The sequence below is a fragment of the Paenibacillus harenae genome (assembly GCF_030812415.1).
In the GTDB taxonomy this organism is placed as follows: Bacteria; Bacillota; Bacilli; order Paenibacillales; family Paenibacillaceae; genus Pristimantibacillus; species Pristimantibacillus harenae_A.
In genome coordinates, this window is record NZ_JAUSST010000004.1 from 609,808 (window position 1) to 628,686 (window position 18,879).

Here is an 18,879-nt window from a genome sequence, read left to right on the forward strand (position 1 = left end):
ATTGCGCTGTGGTTTGCGGGTTTATTCATTCGACTATCGAAAGGGGTTGCAATTGTGTTAAAGAATGGTATCCGCAGTTTGTTCTGTCTCATTCTCGCAGTCGTGTTAAGCATGTCGAGTATTCCGTTTGTACCGAATGGATCGGTTCAGACGGCAGAAGCAGCCGGTTCGACGATCACCAAGAGCGGCAATACATGGACGCTGGAAAACGACGTGCTAAGGGTCGTGCTCTCCTTCGCAAGCGGCAGCGCACAGATGACAAGCTTCTACAACAAGGAAGCGGGCAAGGAATACTTAACCGGAAGCGGCAGCAATTATTTATTTTATTACAACTACGGCGGAAGCGATCTGTATTCCAACGACGGCGGATGGACGCTAGGGGCGGATACGATCAGCAACATCTCTTTATTCAGCACAACTTGGGGCAAAAGGCTTGAAATCCCGATAACAAGAACTTCGCCCCAGAACGTAACGGTAACGCTGCGATTCGAAATGTATAACGATCGTGCGGGTCTCAAATACTCCAACCTGATCAAAAACAACAGCACGTCGAATAAAACGATTACGGCTTCGGACATTATCGCGCTTAACTTTCCGAACGATCCCCACACGCTGCATTACGTTCCGAACATGACCTGGAGCAGCACAACGGGCGCGCTGCCGATGAACGCGGGGAAAAACGCCATCACGAGATACAACACCGGCGATGGCTGGACGCTTCAGCCGGAGATGAACTGGAAGACCCAAGGCGCGCCGGACAACTTCCCGTTCGCGGGCATTAACGCATGGAGCGGCATATCCGGCGTCAAGGTTTCGACGAATCCCGGATCTCTGCAGCTCGTGTTGTTCCCGAACGAGCAATTCGAATATATTTCCGTCAACATGACCGCTTTCAAGGGCGATAGCATGGACGGCAGGATGGCCGTCGAGGAGCATTTCCGCAAAAGGTTCAAATACCATCATACGACGTCCGTCTTCACGACCAACGATTGGGAATGGCTGAACAACCGGAACGAAGCTTATTATCGCAACACCGTTATTCCGAAGGCGACGCAGGCCGGCATGGACATGGTCATGGTCGACGACTTCTGGAACACGACGAGAGATACGACGACAGCCGCGAGCTCCTTCACGACGAATCTTGCCGCGCTGACAGACACGATCGTTGACGCAGGGATGCGTTTCGGCATCTGGTTCAGCATGACCGGAGACAATCATAATGCGGGCCGGGATTTGGCCGACCCGGCCAATATCGAATTCAAGCGCAGCCAAGTCGAAGACTACATGATTCCGAACTACCATCTGTCTCATCAGATGATCGATCTGACCGAATTCTGGCCGAACACGGCAGCAACGTCAACGTCACATCCAAGCGATAGCGTATACCGCAAAAACGTGCTTGTCCGAGATTACAACAACGATATCGTCTCGCGTCATCCCGACTTCTTGACGAAGTTGACAAGCGAGGTCGATATTTATCCGACGCAAGGAGACCGTAATGTCGGCTTGCTGCATATCGGCGACAACGGCTTCGTATCATCGAAAGGCAACGTTGATAAGAGCATGCTGATCGCAACGAACAGCTTCGGGTATTTGCCGCTTAACTCCGTTTATTACGGCGGGCTTACGACCGGCAAGGTAGAAGATTATTATTCGTATATGCCCGCCCGCGTCATCAAGTTCGCGAAGGATCCGGGAACGTGGAGCGCGGCCGGCATCAGCACGCTGAAGAAGTTCAACGATTGGCGGAAAAACCCGCGCATCAAAGAACTTACGGACGGCATCATCCGGCCGCTGTACGCCGGACCGAACTACGATACGTCGGGTCCTTACGCCTGGATGTACGCCCCGGACGATATGAGCAAAGCGCTTGTCATCGCAACCGCCGGCAACGAGGCCGCGGCGCCGGACGAGTTCACGCTTGACCTGCGCTGGCTCGACGACAACAAGACGTATTTGGTGGAAGACGTCACGATGAACGACAGCGGCGCTATCCATTACAAATACAAGGGCAGATTCACGGGGGCCGAGTTGAAGTCGCCTGGTCTGACCGTCAACTTCAAGGAAAACACGTCCAGAGGCAAGGCGTTCTGGATTCAAGAGGACAACGGCTCCGACATGCAGGTACTGTATGCCGACGAGTATATAACTTCTTTTACCACGTCTGCAGGTACTTCCAGCCTTACGATTAACGCGACAGGACCGGTGGGCAAGACGGGGAAAGCAGTTGTGTATGATCGTACGGCGAACAAAACAATTATCGCCGATGTCGCGATCGGCTCCGGCGGCAGCGGCAGCGTAACGGTAGAATCCGGCTTCAAGCATGAGGCGGAAGGCCTGCCTTTGACGCTTTCCAGCGGCGGCACTTCCTCGAACGGAAGCGACGCGGCGGCAAGCGGAGGATCGCTCAGCTACGCCAATACCAACGCCGTGGGCGGCTATGCCGACTATACGGTCAACGTGCCAAGCTCCGGCACGTACAACGTGAAGGTAAGGGTGAAGAAACATCCGGATCGCGGCATTGCGCAGCTGTATATCGACGGGGTGGCGGTAGGCACGCCGATCGACCAATACGCCAGCACGCAAGGCTATGTCGAAGTAAATCTGGGGGATTACGCATTCACCTCTGCGGGAGACAAAAATTTCCGCTTCCAGCTTACGGGCAAAAATCCGGCCAGCTCGCAGTATACGATTGCGACGGATACGATCCGGTTGACGTACCGGTCGCCGGATATGCAGCTTCCGCCGCAAATCTACGAGCCGGTCAAATATGAGGCGGAAAGCGCAACGACGACGGTGTCTTCGGGAGGAACGAATACGGACGGCACCGATACGTCCGCAAGCGGCGGCGCATTGAACTATGCCAATCCGGTCAGCGTCGGCGGCTGGGTGCAATACGCGCTTAATGTGCCGGCTGCAGGGACATATAACGTGAAGATTCAAGTGAAGAAGCATCCGGATCGCGGAATCGCGCAGCTTTACATCGACGGGGCCGCTCAAGGAGCGCCGGTTGACCAGTATCAAAGCGCGCAGGGGTATGTATCGGTCGATCTGGGAGACGTAACGTTCAGCACCGCAGGTACGAAGGCGTTCCGCTTCCAGTCTACGGGCAAGAACGCAAGCAGCGGCGCCTACACGTTAGCGACGGATTATATCGCCTTAACGAAGAAGCCGCTCACCTTCGAAAGCGAGAGCTTGGCTACGAACCTATCGGCAGGGGCAACGGTGACGACCGGATCCGATTCGGCTGCAAGCGGCGGCTCGTTGAGCTATAACGGCTTCGGCGGCGTAGGCCAGTGGGTTGAATATACGGTGCCTGTGCCGGCAGCGGGAACGTACGCGGTCAGCGCGAGAATCAAGAAGCATCCCGAGAGAGGCACGGCACAATTGTATATCGACGGGGCGGCCGTAGGCGTCCCGGTCGACCATTACGGAAGCCCGCAAGGCTACGATACAGTGGGGCTTGGCACGGTAACCTTCAGCACGTCAGGCAACAAGACTTTCCGATTCCAGATCACCGGCAAAGACCCGGGCAGTATCTCCTATACGCTTGCTCACGATGCATTCATGCTTACGAAAATGAATTAAGCGGAAACCGGATCGAATGGACAGGGGAATAGGCGGGGAGGCGGATGCTTCCCTGTCTATTTCTATTTCGATGACTTTCACGAATAAATTTACGAAACAGCATTCGATCATGTACAATGGTTCGCAAGCGGGAGGTGTGCGGAAGTTGACGATTTCGTGGGTTAAGCGGGTTAAGGCAGCGGTATCGGACGTCTATTACGGACTTTCATTCAGGCAGCGGATCGGCATAGCGTTCCTGCTGTTAATTGCGCTTGCAATCGGAATCGTAGGAACGGCCTCCTACTTGATCGCATCGAAGGAGCTGCAGCGCAACGCCTTCGCTTCCAGCCGCGAATCGGTCAGCAAGACGACGCAGCTGCTCGATGACAAGCTGTACAGCGTATCCAAATCGGTTCGCTCCATTATGCTGAGCGACTCGTTCAATCTGTTGATGCAAGACGTGCAGGGCAATCATATATCCAACTATTACGTTCATCTCTCCGAAATGCAATACCAATTCTCGCAGGCAATGTTCAATGAGCCGCTCATCGAGAGCATTCTAGTCGCGACGCCGATCGGCGATTTTTATCCTCTATCCCAACGGCGCTCTCCGAATCTATCCTTTTATGAATCCAATTTGTATTATTTGGCCAAAGACAATAATGCGGGCCTATGGCTAAGAGGCCATACGGACTTGTTTTTCACGGGCGAGAGCCGCGTGCTTAGCTTCGTAACGAAAGGCACTCAAGATTATTTTTCCAATACAAACGTGTATTTCATCGTTAACATCAGCGAAAGCGGGCTGATCGGCATGATGAATAAAGGCTCCTCGCAAAAGGAAGGAAGCTATTTCATTGTGGATTCTACGGGCAACGAGGTTATGCGAACCTCGTGGTCCGCTCAGCATAATATGCGCAGGGACGAGCCGTTCCTTCGCAACGTAACGGTGGAGGGGCAGGGCTCGTTCTTCCATTCGTTCGGCGAGACGGAATATTTGGTCAATTATTCGCGCTCCTCGACGGTGAACGATTGGCTGCTGTTCGGCATCCAGTCGAGGGACAAGCTGCTCGCGCAGATGAAGGACGTCCAGCAAGCGACGATTTATCTGATGCTCCTGTTCCTGCTGGCGGCATGGTTTGTATCGAGCAAGCTGACCGGCTTGCTGGTTCGACCGCTTTACAGGCTGCAGCGTCTTATGCGCGAGGTCGAGGACAACAGGCTGACCGTCAGATTCGAGAGCAAGTCGAGGGACGAGGTCGCGCAGGTAGGCTTTCAATTCAACCGAATGCTGGATGAAATCAACCGTCTGCTTCGAGACGTGCGGGCGAGCGAAGCAGGCAAGCGGGAAGCGGAGATGCGGGCGTTGACCGCCCAGATGGAGCCGCATTTTCTGTATAACACGCTGAATACGATTTACTGCAAATCGGAGATGGGGGAGAACGAGGAAGTCAACAAAATGATTATGGCCCTGTCGACGATGTTCCAGCTTGGCCTTAGCGGCGGCAAGGATTGGAATACGCTGGAGGACGAGCTGACCCATGTGGAGCAATATTGCGCGATTCAAGGGATGTGCTACGAGGATCTATTCCGTTACGAAGTCCATGTCGCAGACCCGGAGCTGCTCGCCTACTATGTGCCGAAGATCATATTGCAGCCGATCGTGGAAAACAGCATCCAGCACGGCTTCCGCGACAGACGGGCCGGAGGCCGGATTCATCTGGACGTTTGCCAGGAAGGCGGCAAGCTGCTGCATATCGTCATCCGGGATAACGGATCGGGGACAGACCCGCAGCTCGTGGCCGAAAGCATGAAGACGCCTGGCGGATCGCCGTCTGGCAAAGGGTTCGCGCTGTATAACATAACGAATCGTCTGAGTCTTTATTACGGGGACGAAGCACGGATGGAGCTTTGCAGTCCCGCAGCGGGCGGGACGAGGACGGACTTGTGGATTCCGATGAGAAGAGGAGAGATTCAGTGGCATGGCTAACGAAACCGGAAACGAGATTAAACTCGTCGTCATCGACGATATTCGCAGCGTAGTCGAGATGGTGTCGCGCAAGCCTCCTTGGCAGGAGCATGGCATTGGGGTCGCTGGAACGGCGCTCGACGGGGAAGAAGGGATCAGGCTGATCGAGGAGACGAAGCCCGACATCGTGCTGACCGACATCCGCATGCCGAAGATGGACGGCCTTGCCATGACGAAGGCCATTTTGTCCGTAGCTCCCGCCACCAAAGTCGTCATCCTGAGCGCATACACCGATTTCGCCTACGCACAGCAGGCGATCCGGCTGGGCGCATTCGATTTTTTGAAGAAGCCGTTCTCCATCGATGAAATCGTGAAGACGGTATTGAATGCGAAGAAAGCTTTGCTGGACGAGCGGGAGGAAAACGAGCGGCGCCGGGAAATGGAGCGGGAGCGCCGATTGGGCTTGCCGATGCTGCAGCAGGAGCATCTATCGCTGTTGATCCACCATCCGTTCGGCGCCGAGAAGGCGGCCCAGCAGTGGAAACAGCTCGGCATCGGGCTGGAGACCGCTCATTTCAACGTGTTCGTCGTGGAATTCGATCATTTTATGGAGAAGTATAAGGCAAGGCCCGCGCGCGAGATCGAGCTTATGCGCTTCAGCTTGAAGAACGTGTTGGAGGAGACGGTATCGCAGCGAACGAAAGGCGTCGTCTTCCGGGAAGCGTCGAACCGGTTCGTCTGCATCATGAACTGCAGCGACATTAAGGAAGCGGAGAGCATTTCGGAGGCTTGCAGACGGAATACGCAGCAGTATACCCATTCAACGGTTTCCATCGGGGTCGGGCTGTGCGTCGGGTCGATTCAAGAGCTGCCGGATGCGTACCAGCAGGCTGTCAGCGCTTTGTCCTATCATTTCTATACCGACGGCAACGGGGTGACAAGTTACACGGTCGTTAAGGGCGAAGGCGAAGCGCTCAGCCTGCTTCCGAACTATTCGCTTGCGGCGGAACAGGAATTCCTGTTCGCGCTGAAGTCCGGCAACAGCGGCAAATGCCGGCTTTTATTGGAGCGGATCTTCAACGATATGCTTCAGAGCGAGCCGCTGCCGGCTCCCCAGCATGTGGAAAGCCTGTGCTTCGAGCTGTCCGCGAAGATTTGCCGAACGATGCAGGAGCTGTTCCCGCAAGCAAGGGTGCATGAACTGGAGAAGCGGTGGCTGGCCGGGACGGCCGGGACTAGCTCGACCTTCATGGAGATGAGGGAGATGGTTCAAGGGTTATGCGAGGAGGCATGCGGCTGGACGCGGCAAGAGCGTTTAGACGAATCTAGCAAGCTGATTTACGAGGCAAAGGACTATATTTGCGATAACCTGCATGTGGATTTGTCGCTGGAGCATTGCGCCAAGCGGTTCAACATCAGCCAAGGCTACTTCTCGAACCTGTTCAAGAAGGTGCTGGGCATCTCCTACCAGCAATTCGTCATTCACCAGCGGATGGAACGGGCAAAGGATTTGCTCATTGGCGGCTATCAGGTGCAGGAGATCGCCTTGCTTATCGGTTACGAGCACAGGCGTTACTTCAGCGACGCGTTCAAGAAGCATACGAACATGACGCCTTCCGAATTCAAAATATACAGTACGGGCATCGCCGACGCGCCGCTTGAACTCGAGCAGGGCAAAGGGTAGCGGCGGGGAGGAAAGACCGCAATGCAGCTTCTTCCGGCTACGGCCGGAATGGAGCTGTTTTTTGCAAAAAGTGACTGGAGCCTCGTGTAAGGATGCAAAGAGATGAAGATTTCTGCCCTTCATGTGCGGTTTACCGCATTATGCCGCCGGACCTGCGCTTCTATAATAAGAAGTGTCCAACATCTAACCGGGTAACTGGCAGAACCAAAAAGGGAGGCAAAACAAGCATGAAAAAGAGATGGCTAACGATGACGTTGGCGGCTGTCGTCATGGCGGGCAGCCTGGCAGCCTGCAGCGGCAAAAAAACGGAAGAGAACGGCGGAGCCGAAAGCGGCGGAAGCGACTCGGGCGAAAAAACGGTAATCAGCTACTGGACGGGCGACCGCCATGATTCGGAATTTATTAAGGAAGTCGTCGATGAGTACAATGCGACGAACAAAGATAATATCGAGGTTGACCTGGTCATAAAAGGGGATGATTTCGACCAGGCGCTCGATATGTCGTTCCAGACGTCGGAGCCGCCGGATGTCATCCGCGTGAAGGAAAATACGATTCAAACGTTTTATAAGAAAGGTTACCTGGCGCCGATCGACGAGTTTCTGAAGGAAGAGCACAAGGCGGCTTTTCCGGAAATGCCGGATCTGAACAGCTTCGAAGGCAAACGCTACAGCCTTCCGAACTACGGAACGACGATGCGTCTCATCTACAATAAGGAGCTGTTCGCGAAGGCGGGCGTCACGGCGCCGCCGACGACGTTAGCCGAGCTGGTCGACGTTGCCAAGAAGCTGACGGCGGCAGGCAAGGAGAGCGGCGCGTACGGATTCGCGCAAAACTTCAAAAATCCGGGCAGCGCGTTCGGCCGTTCGTCGCGCGTGATCGCAGAGGTAAGCGGCTTCGGCGGCTTCGGCTACGATTTCAAAACGGCGCAATACGACTTCAGCCACTTCAAGCCGATTATCGAGGCGTTCAAGCAGATCAAAGATGACGGCAGCATGCTGCCGGGCGTCGAATCGCTCGACATCGATCCGCTTCGCGCGCAGTTCGCGGAAGGCAAGATCGGCATGTACCTGAGCTTCTCCGCGGAAGCGGGCGTCTACACGTCGCAATTCCCGGCGAAGATCGAGTGGGCCGCGGCGCCTGCTCCGTCGATCGACGGCAGCTTTAACGGGGCGTCGGGCTTCTTGGGCGGACAATGGCTGGCCTTGAGCTCAAAGACGACGAAGAAGGAAGCCGCTTGGAAGTTCATGTCTTACATGTACTCGGAATCGTTGTTGCAGCAGTATCAGGAGAAGGGCTTCGGCATTTCCATGGTGCCTTCGGTCAGCGAAGTTGCGGCAACGCCACAGGTGAAGGGCATCGAGGGATTCCTCCCGAACCCATACGACGGCGTGTGGCCGGTCTATCCTGTGGTAGCTGTGCAAGGCACGAAGTCTGATGACGCCTTCTTCAAATACATGGTCAGCGGCGGAGATCTCGACGCGATTATTAAAGACTTGAACGAGCGTTATAATGCGGCGCTGGCTCAAGCGGTGAAGAACGGCGAAGTGAAAGCCGAGCCTGATCCAAACTTCGATCCGAAGGCGCTGGCAGGCAAATTCGCCAAATAAAGACGGAGACTGGCAAAGGGACGGGAGCGTGTCTTCCCGTCCTTTTCTATACCCCGATTAAGGAGTGGAACCGGATATGAATAAAGCCAAGAATGTTGTGTTCTCTTACAGTTTCCTGTTGCCGAGCTCTATTCTGACCGTCGTCCTCGGCATCTATCCGATCGTCTGGGCGATGAGGTATATGTTCTTTGACTACAAGGGCTATGGCGAAGAACGGTTCATCGGCTTGGATAACTTCGCCAGAATATGGACCGATCACGAATATTGGGACTCCGTCCTGAACACGTTCATCTATGCCGGAGGCAAGCTGGCTCTTTCGCTGCCGCTCGCGCTGCTGCTGGCCGTTATTTTGAATCGCGGGCTCAGAGGGCGCGGCGTAATAAGGGCGCTGCTGTTCATGCCGACGATTATAAGCACGGCCGTCATGGCTGTCGTATTTTTCGCGATATTCAATTCTTACAACGGCATTCTGAATCAGTTTCTAATGAAATACAACTTGATCGGTTCGCCGGTCGATTGGCTGGGCGTCGATCACGCGATGCTTAGCGTCATCCTGGTCGCGGTATGGGGAGCGCTCGGCAACTACATGCTGCTCTTTCTGGCGGGACTTCAAAACATTCCGCAGGACGTATACGAGAGCTCGTCGTTGGACGGGGCGGGCAGGTGGCAGCAGTTCAGGTATATTACGATTCCGATGCTCGGACCCGTCATGCAGATGATTGTCATGCTGGCGATCATCAACGCGCTTAAGGGTTATGAGAGCATTATGGTTATGACGGACGGCGGTCCGATCGGCAAGACGAACGTCATGTTCTTGTATGTGTTTAAGCTGTTTTTCCCTACGGCCAGCGGCTCTGCAGCCACCCAGGTCCAGGAGATGGGCTACGGCAGCGCGGTAGCGTTCGTGACGGCGCTTATCGTAGGGGCCATTACGATCGTCTATTTCTACGGTTCGCGGCGCATGAGCCGGAACGACTAAGGAGGAGGGCATCATGAGATACGGATGGAGATGGATCACTTGGGCTTTTCTGCTGGTCGTGCTTTTCCTTACTCTGTTCCCGATCGTCATTACGCTGCTTGGCTCGCTCAAGACGAATGCCGAGCTGACGGCCGGCGCGACGCTGCTGCCCTTGAGCTGGCAGTTCGGCAATTACAAGGAAGCTTGGAGCACGGCCGGGTTCGGGACGTATTCATTCAATAGTCTGTTCGTCGCGGCGATGGCGACGGCGGGTACGCTGATCGTTGCGTCAATGGCTGCTTACGTCGTTAACCGTATGAGCTTTTTCGGCAAAAAAATATATATCGGCATTCAAGCCTTCACGATGTTCGTATCGATCGGCGCGGTCGTTCTTCGTCCGCAATTCGAGCTGATGATCGATCTGAAGCTTCATAACACGTTGTGGGGGGTGATTCTTATTCTGATCAGCGCGCACGCCTCGGCCTTTTTTATTTTGCTGAGCTTCATGAGCGGCATCCCGCGCGAGCTTGACGAGGCTGCACGAATCGACGGCTGCTCGCCGGCTTCGGTCTATGCGCGTATCGTTCTTCCGCTTCTGGCGCCCGGCCTCGGCGTTGCCGGCCTTTTCGCATTCCGCGGGGCATGGAACGAATATTTGCTGCCTTTCGTCTTCACGCTGAGCAAGCCCGAGCTGCAGACGCTTACCGTCGGACTGGCGAACCTGAAATACGGCGTATCGGCGGCTGCGCAAACGCATTACATGATGGCCGGGGCATGCTTGTCCATCGTGCCGATCCTCGTCGTATATGTATTCGCTAACAAATCGTTTATGCAGATGACCGCAGGGTCTTTGAAAGGGTAAAAGAAAGAGTAGAGGAGGAAACGGGCAATGAAGAGGGCTGATGAAGAGTGGGATTGGGATAAGCTGCGCGAGCCGGATAACGGCTATAGATCCGTTCCGCTTTGGTCATGGAACGACAAGCTGGAGATTGATGAGCTGGAACGCCAGATCGAGGAGATGAATCGCGCCGGGATCGGCGGCTTTTTCATGCATGCGAGAGGCGGACTTCAAACGCCTTACATGGGCGAGGAGTGGATGAACGCCGTCCGCGCATGCATCAAGAAAGCGGAATCGCTGGGCATGGAGCCGTGGTTCTATGACGAGAACGGCTGGCCAAGCGGCTTCGGCGGGGGGAGCGTACCGGCTCTTGGCCTTGCTTATCAGCAGAAGAGGCTGGCTATGGAAAGGGCGCCTTTCAGCGGGGAGGACAGGTCGAGCGATCTCGGCTATTACACTTTGACAGAGCAAGGCAACGTGCGAGTGCCCGAGGAGAGAATCGCGGAAGCCGAGGTTCGAATCTATTGGAAAGTGAACCCTTATTATATCGACACTTTAAACGGGCAAGCGGTCCGCGCTTTCATCGATAGCACATACGAAGCTTATTGGGCTGCCTTCGGCGAGGAGTTCAAGCATGTGCTGAAGGGCGTGTTCACAGACGAGCCGCAGTTCGGTAGGGGAGAAATTCCTTGGTCGTTCAACTTGGAAGAGGCGTACCGCAAGCGAAACGGCAGCAGCGTGCTCGATATTCTTCCCAGCTTGTTCTTGGATGCCGCCGATGCGAAGGAGCATCGTTATCGGTTCTGGTCCTGCGTAACCGAGCTGTTCACTGCAAGCTACGCGAAGCAAATCGGCGATTGGTGCGGGGAAAAAGGCTGGTCTCTTACGGGACATGTGGTAGACGAGCAGACGCTTATGGGGCAAGCGACGTCGGTCGGCGACCTGATGTCCTTCTACGAATATATGCAAATTCCGGGCTGCGACTGGCTGGGTCGCTTCGTTGGCGAGGAGCCGCTCGTTCCTAAGCAGGTGGGCTCGATCGCGCGCCAGCTTGGCAAGAAACGGACGATTACGGAGAGCTATGGCTGCTCCGGCTGGAACGTCAGCCTGCAAGACTTGAAGCGGATCGGCGAGTGGCAGTTCGTGCACGGCATTAATTTGATGTGCCAGCATTTGCAGAGCTACAGCCTCCGTGGACTGCGCAAGAGGGATTATCCGCCGTCCTTGTTTTACCAGCAGCCGTGGTGGCCGGAGTATCGGCAATACAACGACTATTTCGCCAGGCTGTCCATGCTCCTTGCGGAAGGAGAGAGACAGGCCGGCATATTGCTTCTGCATCCGATACGAACGGCTTGGGTGGAGCAGCAGGGCTTCGACAGCACGGCCATTCGTCCTTACCACGAAGCTTTCGCGGGACTTTCACGGCAGCTATGCCGCTCGTTTTTGGAGCATGATTACGGCAGCGAAAGCGTGCTTGAGCGGCATGGCAGGATCGAAGGCGGGCGGCTTATCGTCGGTGAGGCGAGTTACTCGGCGGTCATTATTCCGCCAAGCGTGACATGGAGCAGGTCGACGGCGGAGCTGCTGATCGATTTGCTGGAGCAAGGCGGCAGCGTTACGATGGTCGCGCCATATCCGACTATGCTGGAGGGCAAGCATGATGAACTGCTGGATCGGTTGTTGGCTATAGCGAATAAGGTTTCTTCGGATGATGCGGCAGCGATTGGCGATGTCGTAACTCGAGTAGTTGCTCCGTTCGTGCGCATGAAGGGAGTGTCTGGAGAGGTTATTGCTTCCGACACGGTGAACGTTCAGACGATGAAGCTCGGCGATTCATGGCTGTATTATATCGTGAACTCGGGCGAGTCGGGCTGCGGCGATGCGGTCATCGAGCTGTGCCGAGAAGGCCGCGTAACTCTGCTCGATCTGGAAACGGGCGCAGAAGAGGAGCTGGCGCAGGAGCAAGCGGATGGATTCGTTTCCATCAGGTTGCCGTTGGCAGCAGCCCAGTCCTACATGTTGAAGCAAGCGAGCTCCTCCGCGGATGGTAGTGAGCAGTCCTCCGGCGGGGATGGAATTTCCTCATCGCAAAGGGAAGTGCGACTAGATGCGGTGTGGCAGGTGAAGCATGCCGATCTCAATAGCTTGACGCTGGATACATGCCGCTTAAGCGTCGAGGGCGGCGAGTGGAGCGAGCCGCAGCCGGTTATCTTTTTGCAGGAAAAGCTGCTGCAGTCGGGCCTCTCCATGCGAATCGCTTGCGAATTCGGTTTCTACGTCGCGTCCGATACCGATCGTAAACGGGAGCTGTATCTGGTTATGGAACGGCTTAACAAGGCGAGCATCACGCTGAACGGTATTGCGATCCCCAATGAAGATTGCGGTTGGTGGATCGATACCGCGTTCAGGAAGATCGATGTTGGCGGCAAGGTGCAAGCGGGGGAGAACAGGCTCGTTATCGAATCGGAGTTTTATAATGCTCCGGAAACGTACGAAGCGATGGTGCGCGCGAAGGAGTTCGAATCGGAGGGCAATAAGCTTACGTTCGATACGGAGCTGGAGAGCGTCTATTTGGTGGGCGATTTCGGCGTGCAACCGCTGATGCCGTTCGTTGAAGGAGAGGGCGGAACCGTTGTTGCCGATGGTCCGTTCTTATTGACGGACAGACCAACGCTGCTTGATGGCGGTGACTTCATACGGCAAGGCTTTCCTTTCTTTGCGGGGCGATTGACGCTTGAACAGACGGTGCACGTTGGGGAAAGGGAAATGCCGTCCGATTCCGACGTCATCTGGTCGTTCCATGCAGCGCCGGATGCCATTGTGACGAATCTTCGGGTCAACGACAGCGAGGTTAAGAGTTTTCTATGGGAGCCATTCGAAGCGGAGATCGGTTCTTTCCTTGTGCCGGGAGACAATCGGATTGAGCTGGAGCTGGCGGGGAGCTGCCGGAATCTGCTCGGTCCTCATCATCATATCAAAGGCGAGCCGCTTAAGATCGGACCGGACAGCTTCACGAATAAGGTCGGATGGACGGATCGCGATTTGGCTTCGGATACACAAGTTTATCAAGACCGTTACGCCTTTGTCAGGTTTGGACTGGCCGCAGAGCCACGAATCCTGTTTAGGGACCGGCACCAATCCATTTTAAAACAACAAATCCCTTGAGAGGCTCATTCCGGTCAGTTACAGTTGTAAGTAACAGGAAGGAAGGGGATTGATCCATGACGATTGTTGTCAGGAAGATGACGGTTCCGGATGATTATGTAGCGGTAGCCGCTATCATGACCGGGCATTATTCGGAGGAAGTAACGGTAGAGAAGATGAGAGACGAGGATGCGCTCATCCCGCTGACAGGGTCGCTTGACCGTGACGAGCAAGGATGTCTCACCGGTCATGATCGCCTGCGGCTGGTCGCGATTAGCGACGAGGGCCGGCTTGTCGGTTACGGCCACGCTTGGCGAGCGCCTTGGTCGACGCCGGGCGTCTTGTATGACCAAATCATTGTCGATCGGAAGAAGCGCCGCAGCGGTGTCGGCGGCGCGATCTATGAGGCGTTGATGAGCTATTCCCACGAGGTCGGAGCGGGGAAAATCGTAGCCGATGTGCGGGACGACGATCCCGAATCGGTGCGATTTGCATGCGCGAGAGGTTTTGCTGAAGGGCGGCATTTGTTCGAGTCGGTTATCGAGCTGGAATCCGATCGAGACGTTGACCAGGGCACGCAAGTCGACTTCGGTCTCGCAGACGCGCAATTGGGCGAGATCCGTATGCTGTCGCTTGCCGATCTGTCGGGAGAGGAAACGGAGCGTGAGATTTACAATCTCTATTTTGCTACTCATGCGGATATCCCCGGCTTCGAGGGCGAGTTCATGTGGTACAGCGAATGGCGCAAGCGGACCGTGGACCGGGACGATTTCGACCGGTCATTGCTTCTAGTTGCTATGGTCGGGGAGACGATCGTTGGCGCAGTGGAACTTCGGACGTTCGAAACGACTCAAAGCGTATATAACGAGTTTACCTGCGTCGCCCCTGTTTACCGCGGTCGTGGAATCGCGATGGCGCTTAAGAAGCTGTCTATCGATATCGCTCGCAAACGCGGTTTCCGATATATTCGGACCAATAACGATTCGTTGAACGGACCGATGCTGGCGATTAACCGAAAGCTTGGTTACAAGCCGGTGCCGGGATATTTTCAGATGGTGAGCGTATTACCGGGTCCGTTATAACCTGCATACCCATGCTGGCGTCGCCGGTCGTTTATTCCAATCGATCCTAAAACGATTCTTGAAGGGAACCTTTTTGCGATTTCTGTCAAAAAACCTTGGGGCAGCAAGGTTTTTTTTGTTTCAAGGGCTGATTATTAATCATTTATTCAATAACCTTTAATTCCTACTTAATATGTCGGAAATAACTATTGACGAGCTAAAGCAACAAATGATAAGATCGGAATTACGTTTTACCGAAATAGCAGCGCCCAAATCATAAGTGGTTATGATTCTCGAATGAGGGCAAAATAAACAAAAAACAGATAGGGGAACGGAAATGAAAAAATCATGGATTACAATAGCCTCACTTATTATGGTCATAACGCTCATATTTACAGCTTGCGGTACCGAATCGGATGAGAAAAACAATCAGAATGCTACGGAACCGGCAGCTAACAACCTGCTTGAAACGATAAAAGCAAACGGTAAAATCCGCATTGGAACAGAAGGAACGTATGCACCGTTTACTTTCCATGATGAAGACGGTACGCTTACCGGCTTCGACGTGGAAATCGCGCAAGAAATTTCGAAACGTCTCGGCGTAGAGCCGGAATTTATCGAAACCAAATGGGATGGCATGTTTGCCGGACTCGATGCTAACCGCTTCGATGTTGTAGTCAATCAAGTGTCCATCAAGGAAGATCGGAAAGTGAAATATGATTTCTCCGACCCTTATATCGTTTCTAAAGCCGTTCTCATCGTAAACGAAGCTAACGAGGACATTAAACAGCTGGCGGATCTCGAGGGTAAAAAGGCAGGACAATCTTTAACTAGCAATTTGAAGGATATCGCCGAGGCAAATGGCGCAACTATCGTACAAATCGATGGTTTTAACCAAGCTATCGACCTGCTTCTCTCTAACCGGATTGATGCGACGATCAACGACGGACTTTCGTTCCTGGATTTCAAGAAACAAAGACCGGACGCAAAAATCAAGGTTGTTGCCGAGACGGATGAAGCTACTCCAAGCGCTGTCTTGGTAAACAAGGGCAATGAGGAATTGGTAGAAGCAATCAATAAAGCGTTGGCAGACATGAAGGCGGATGGAACTTACTTAGAAATCTCACAAAAGTATTTCGGTGCAGACGTATCGAAATAAGCAGGCGAAGGTAAACACTTATGAGCGAGAGAACAGAAAAACTCATTCAAATTTTTATTGATTCATTCCTACCTCTGCTGAAAGCAGGGGTAGCTTTTACAATTCCGCTTACGTTGATTTCCTTCGCGATTGGTTTTGCGTTGGCATTTCTAACGGCGCTCGCCCGGCTCTCCAATTGGAAGGTTCTTGTTCTTATCGCCAAGTTTTATGTTTGGATCATTCGGGGTACGCCATTGCTGGTGCAATTATTTGTTATCTTTTATGGTCTGCCGAGCATCGGTATTGTCATTGATGCTTTTCCGTCGGCCGTTATAGGATTTTCAATCAGCGTAGGAGCGTACGGCTCCGAAATTATTCGCGCCGCGATTCTATCCATAGGCAAAGGGCAATGGGAGGCGGCTTATTCCGTTGGGATGACGCGCTCACAGGCGCTGCGCCGGGTTATTTTGCCGCAAGCGGCCCGTGTTTCCGTGCCTCCGCTGGGGAATTCCTTTATCAGTCTATTAAAGGACACATCGCTGGCGGCGGTCATTACGATGTCGGAGCTGTTCTCGAAATCCCAGCAAATCACGGCATTTTACTATGAACCATTATTGCTGTATAGCGAAGCCGGTTTGATCTATTTGTTATTCAGCACAGTGCTTTCCTATTTGCAGCGCCGTTTAGAGAAGCGGTTTGAACGATTTTCCGCCAGGTAAAGGATAGTGAATGCTTACGATGACGGATCTTGCTAACGTGCAAAATCCTAAGGAGAAACCCATGATTAAAATAGAAAATCTGAAATTAAGCTTTGGGGATCATGAAGTGCTTCGGGGCATAGATCTTACTATTGAAAAAGGTCAAGTCATGGTTATCATCGGACCTTCCGGTTCAGGGAAAACGACCCTGCTGCGAAGCGTAAATTTGCTGGAGCATCCCACCGAGGGGATGCTTAGCATCGGAAGTTCCCGACTTGATTTTTCCCCTCAGACCAAACCGAATGCTGCGGACGTACTTGCTTTTCGCAGACAGACCGGCATGGTATTCCAATCCTATAACCTTTTTCCGCACAGGACTGCATTGCAGAACGTGATGGAGGCGCAGGTTATTGTGCAGAAAAAGCCGAAAACAGAGGCACGCATTAAATCGATGGAGCTTCTGAGGAAGGTTGGTTTAGAAAAAAAAGCCGATTCATTCCCCCATCAGCTTTCCGGTGGACAGCAGCAGCGGGTTGGGATTGCCCGTGCAATGGGTACTGATCCTGCGCTGCTGCTATTTGATGAACCGACATCGGCGTTAGATCCGGAATTGGTCGGAGAAGTGCTAAAGGTTATAAAGGAACTGGCGGGCGAAGGGATGACAATGGTCATCGTGACGCACGAAATGAAATTTGCGAGAGACGTGGCAGATCAAGTCGTATTTATGGACAACGGAGTGATCGTTGAGCAAGGGACTCCGGAACAAGTCATTGAAAGGCCGACTCATGAACGGACCCGGCTATTCTTATCACGATTGAATGATTCGATTGTTCAGAACAAGCAAATATAGAGACTTGCTTCGCATGTACGAGGAGCTGTTGACGAGGCCGCTGATAAAGCCCTGTTGACGAGGGAAAGGTACAGTCACTCACTAAAAATGAGGGGGCTGTACCTTTTTTTTTCTAATTTTCAAAGAGTCATTTGCCGGGGCGAATCGTGATCGATATGCTCGCATGGCTAGGCATATGCTTGCGAAGCAGGCGGTACATCCGTATTCTCCCAATCCGATCATTGCTATGAATAATGATTTTGGGAGGATAAGAGGCGTTGGCGGCGATATATTTGGCAACGGCGTATCCTTTGGGCTGGCCGATGCCCAGGTTGTAATCGAGCGAAAGCACGGTGATCTCGTTTTCTTTGATAAGCGAGATGCACTCGTCAGCCGTACGGGCCAACCGGTAGCCTGCGGGGCAAGGCCTTCTATCGTCGAGAAACAGCTTCATCGTTCATATTCCTTTCTTCTCCGTTCTATTATTCATTCACTTTATGTGAGCAGCGCGGTGAACGATTGGGCAGTATCGCCTCAGAGCCAGGCTGCCTGGAATATGGTAAAATAGCAATATATGTGCCTGCATGGCAAGGCCGGAGAAGTATTGGATGCGACAGACAAGGCAAGAGGGAGATAGTCAACATGGAGAAGAAACTGCTGGACCACTATTCGGATTTCATTCGTGCGCTGCCGAACGGCCCGCTGTCGAAGGGGCAGCTCCTTGTGCAAGACCTGCTGATAGACGCGAATCCTTCTCATGGAATGAAGCTCTATTATATTCCCTACGAATACGTTAATGAGAACGCCAAAGTGTTCATTATCGGCATTACACCGGGCTTTACGCAAATGCAAATCGCCTTTCAGACCGCGCGGGATTGCTTGAAAGCGGGCGTGCCGCTCGATCAAATTGACCGCGAGGCGAAGAAACAAGCCAGCTTCGCGGGTACGATGCGCCGGAATCTCATCGAGATGCTGGACAAGCTGGAGCTGAATAAGGCGCTGGACGTTCCAAGCAGCGTCGTATTGTTCGAAGAGGACAGGGATCTGCTCCATACGACTTCGGCTATCCGTTACCCGGTCTTCGTGAACGCCAATAACTATACCGGACATAGTCCGTCGATTTTGAAGTCGGAGACGCTTTATCCGTATGCGGAACGAATCTGCCTGGCGGAGCTTCAAGCAGTGAAGGATGCGCTCGTCATCCCGCTTGGCAAGGCGGTCGCCGAGGTGATAGAGTCTTTCGCAGCGAAGGGCTTGTTGGCTCGCGAGCGGTGTTTGTTTGATTTTCCGCATCCATCGGGTGCGAACGGACATCGATGGATACAGTTCGAGGCAAATAAGGATAAGCTCGCCAGACAGATAGCAGAGTGGTTTCGATAATCGATGCGG

13 protein-coding genes are annotated in these 18,879 nt (G+C 53.6%); 12 read left to right on the plus strand and 1 reads right to left on the minus strand.

The window, feature by feature from the left end; translation table 11 throughout:
* The first annotated feature begins 54 nt into the window (after positions 1–54).
* From J2T14_RS17650 to J2T14_RS17700, 11 genes are all read left to right on the plus strand, one after another.
* Entirely contained in the window at positions 55–3,588 is a 3,534-nt protein-coding gene (locus J2T14_RS17650; protein ID WP_307472792.1) for a carbohydrate-binding protein, read from the plus strand.
* Positions 3,589–3,604: 16 nt separating this feature from the next.
* Positions 3,605–5,554 carry a sensor histidine kinase gene (locus J2T14_RS17655; RefSeq protein WP_307472794.1) on the plus strand — a complete coding sequence of 650 codons (1,950 nt, stop codon included), beginning with the start codon at positions 3,605–3,607 and terminating at the stop codon, positions 5,552–5,554.
* On the plus strand, positions 5,547–7,217 hold the full coding sequence (locus tag J2T14_RS17660; RefSeq protein ID WP_307472796.1) for a response regulator: 1,671 nt from the start codon (positions 5,547–5,549) through the stop codon (positions 7,215–7,217). Before J2T14_RS17655 ends, J2T14_RS17660 begins: the two co-directional genes overlap by 8 nt.
* A gap of 227 nt (positions 7,218–7,444) precedes the next feature.
* On the plus strand, positions 7,445–8,824 hold the full coding sequence (locus tag J2T14_RS17665) for an ABC transporter substrate-binding protein (RefSeq protein ID WP_307472798.1): 1,380 nt from the start codon (positions 7,445–7,447) through the stop codon (positions 8,822–8,824).
* A gap of 76 nt (positions 8,825–8,900) precedes the next feature.
* Complete coding sequence (locus J2T14_RS17670) at positions 8,901–9,803, plus strand: carbohydrate ABC transporter permease (protein WP_307472801.1); 903 nt, start codon at positions 8,901–8,903, stop codon at positions 9,801–9,803.
* Positions 9,804–9,816: 13 nt separating this feature from the next.
* Positions 9,817–10,644, plus strand: a complete 828-nt coding sequence (locus J2T14_RS17675) for a carbohydrate ABC transporter permease (protein WP_307472803.1) — start codon at positions 9,817–9,819, stop codon at positions 10,642–10,644.
* 27 nt (positions 10,645–10,671) lie between these two features.
* Positions 10,672–13,785, plus strand: coding sequence for a glycosyl hydrolase (locus J2T14_RS17680; protein ID WP_307472805.1), 3,114 nt, complete (start codon positions 10,672–10,674; stop codon positions 13,783–13,785).
* Positions 13,786–13,841: 56 nt separating this feature from the next.
* The gene (locus tag J2T14_RS17685; RefSeq protein ID WP_307472807.1) at positions 13,842–14,846 is read left to right on the plus strand and encodes a GNAT family N-acetyltransferase; all 1,005 of its coding nucleotides are present in this window, start codon (positions 13,842–13,844) and stop codon (positions 14,844–14,846) included.
* A gap of 316 nt (positions 14,847–15,162) precedes the next feature.
* Positions 15,163–15,984: an amino acid ABC transporter substrate-binding protein gene (locus J2T14_RS17690; RefSeq protein WP_307472809.1), complete on the plus strand. Its 822-nt coding sequence runs from the start codon at positions 15,163–15,165 to the stop codon at positions 15,982–15,984.
* Between the two features lie 20 nt (positions 15,985–16,004).
* The gene (locus J2T14_RS17695) at positions 16,005–16,682 is read left to right on the plus strand and encodes an amino acid ABC transporter permease (protein ID WP_307472811.1); all 678 of its coding nucleotides are present in this window, start codon (positions 16,005–16,007) and stop codon (positions 16,680–16,682) included.
* Between the two features lie 61 nt (positions 16,683–16,743).
* Positions 16,744–17,511: an amino acid ABC transporter ATP-binding protein gene (locus J2T14_RS17700; protein ID WP_307472813.1), complete on the plus strand. Its 768-nt coding sequence runs from the start codon at positions 16,744–16,746 to the stop codon at positions 17,509–17,511.
* Positions 17,512–17,638: 127 nt separating this feature from the next.
* Here J2T14_RS17700 and J2T14_RS17705 read toward each other — a convergent pair whose 3' ends face one another.
* Positions 17,639–17,944 (minus strand): cyclic-phosphate processing receiver domain-containing protein, encoded by a 306-nt coding sequence (locus J2T14_RS17705; RefSeq protein WP_307200014.1) that lies wholly within the window; start codon positions 17,942–17,944, stop codon positions 17,639–17,641.
* 188 nt (positions 17,945–18,132) lie between these two features.
* Between J2T14_RS17705 and J2T14_RS17710 the strand changes: the two genes are divergently transcribed.
* Positions 18,133–18,870 (plus strand): hypothetical protein, encoded by a 738-nt coding sequence (locus J2T14_RS17710; protein ID WP_307472815.1) that lies wholly within the window; start codon positions 18,133–18,135, stop codon positions 18,868–18,870.
* The last annotated feature ends 9 nt before the right edge of the window (positions 18,871–18,879 follow it).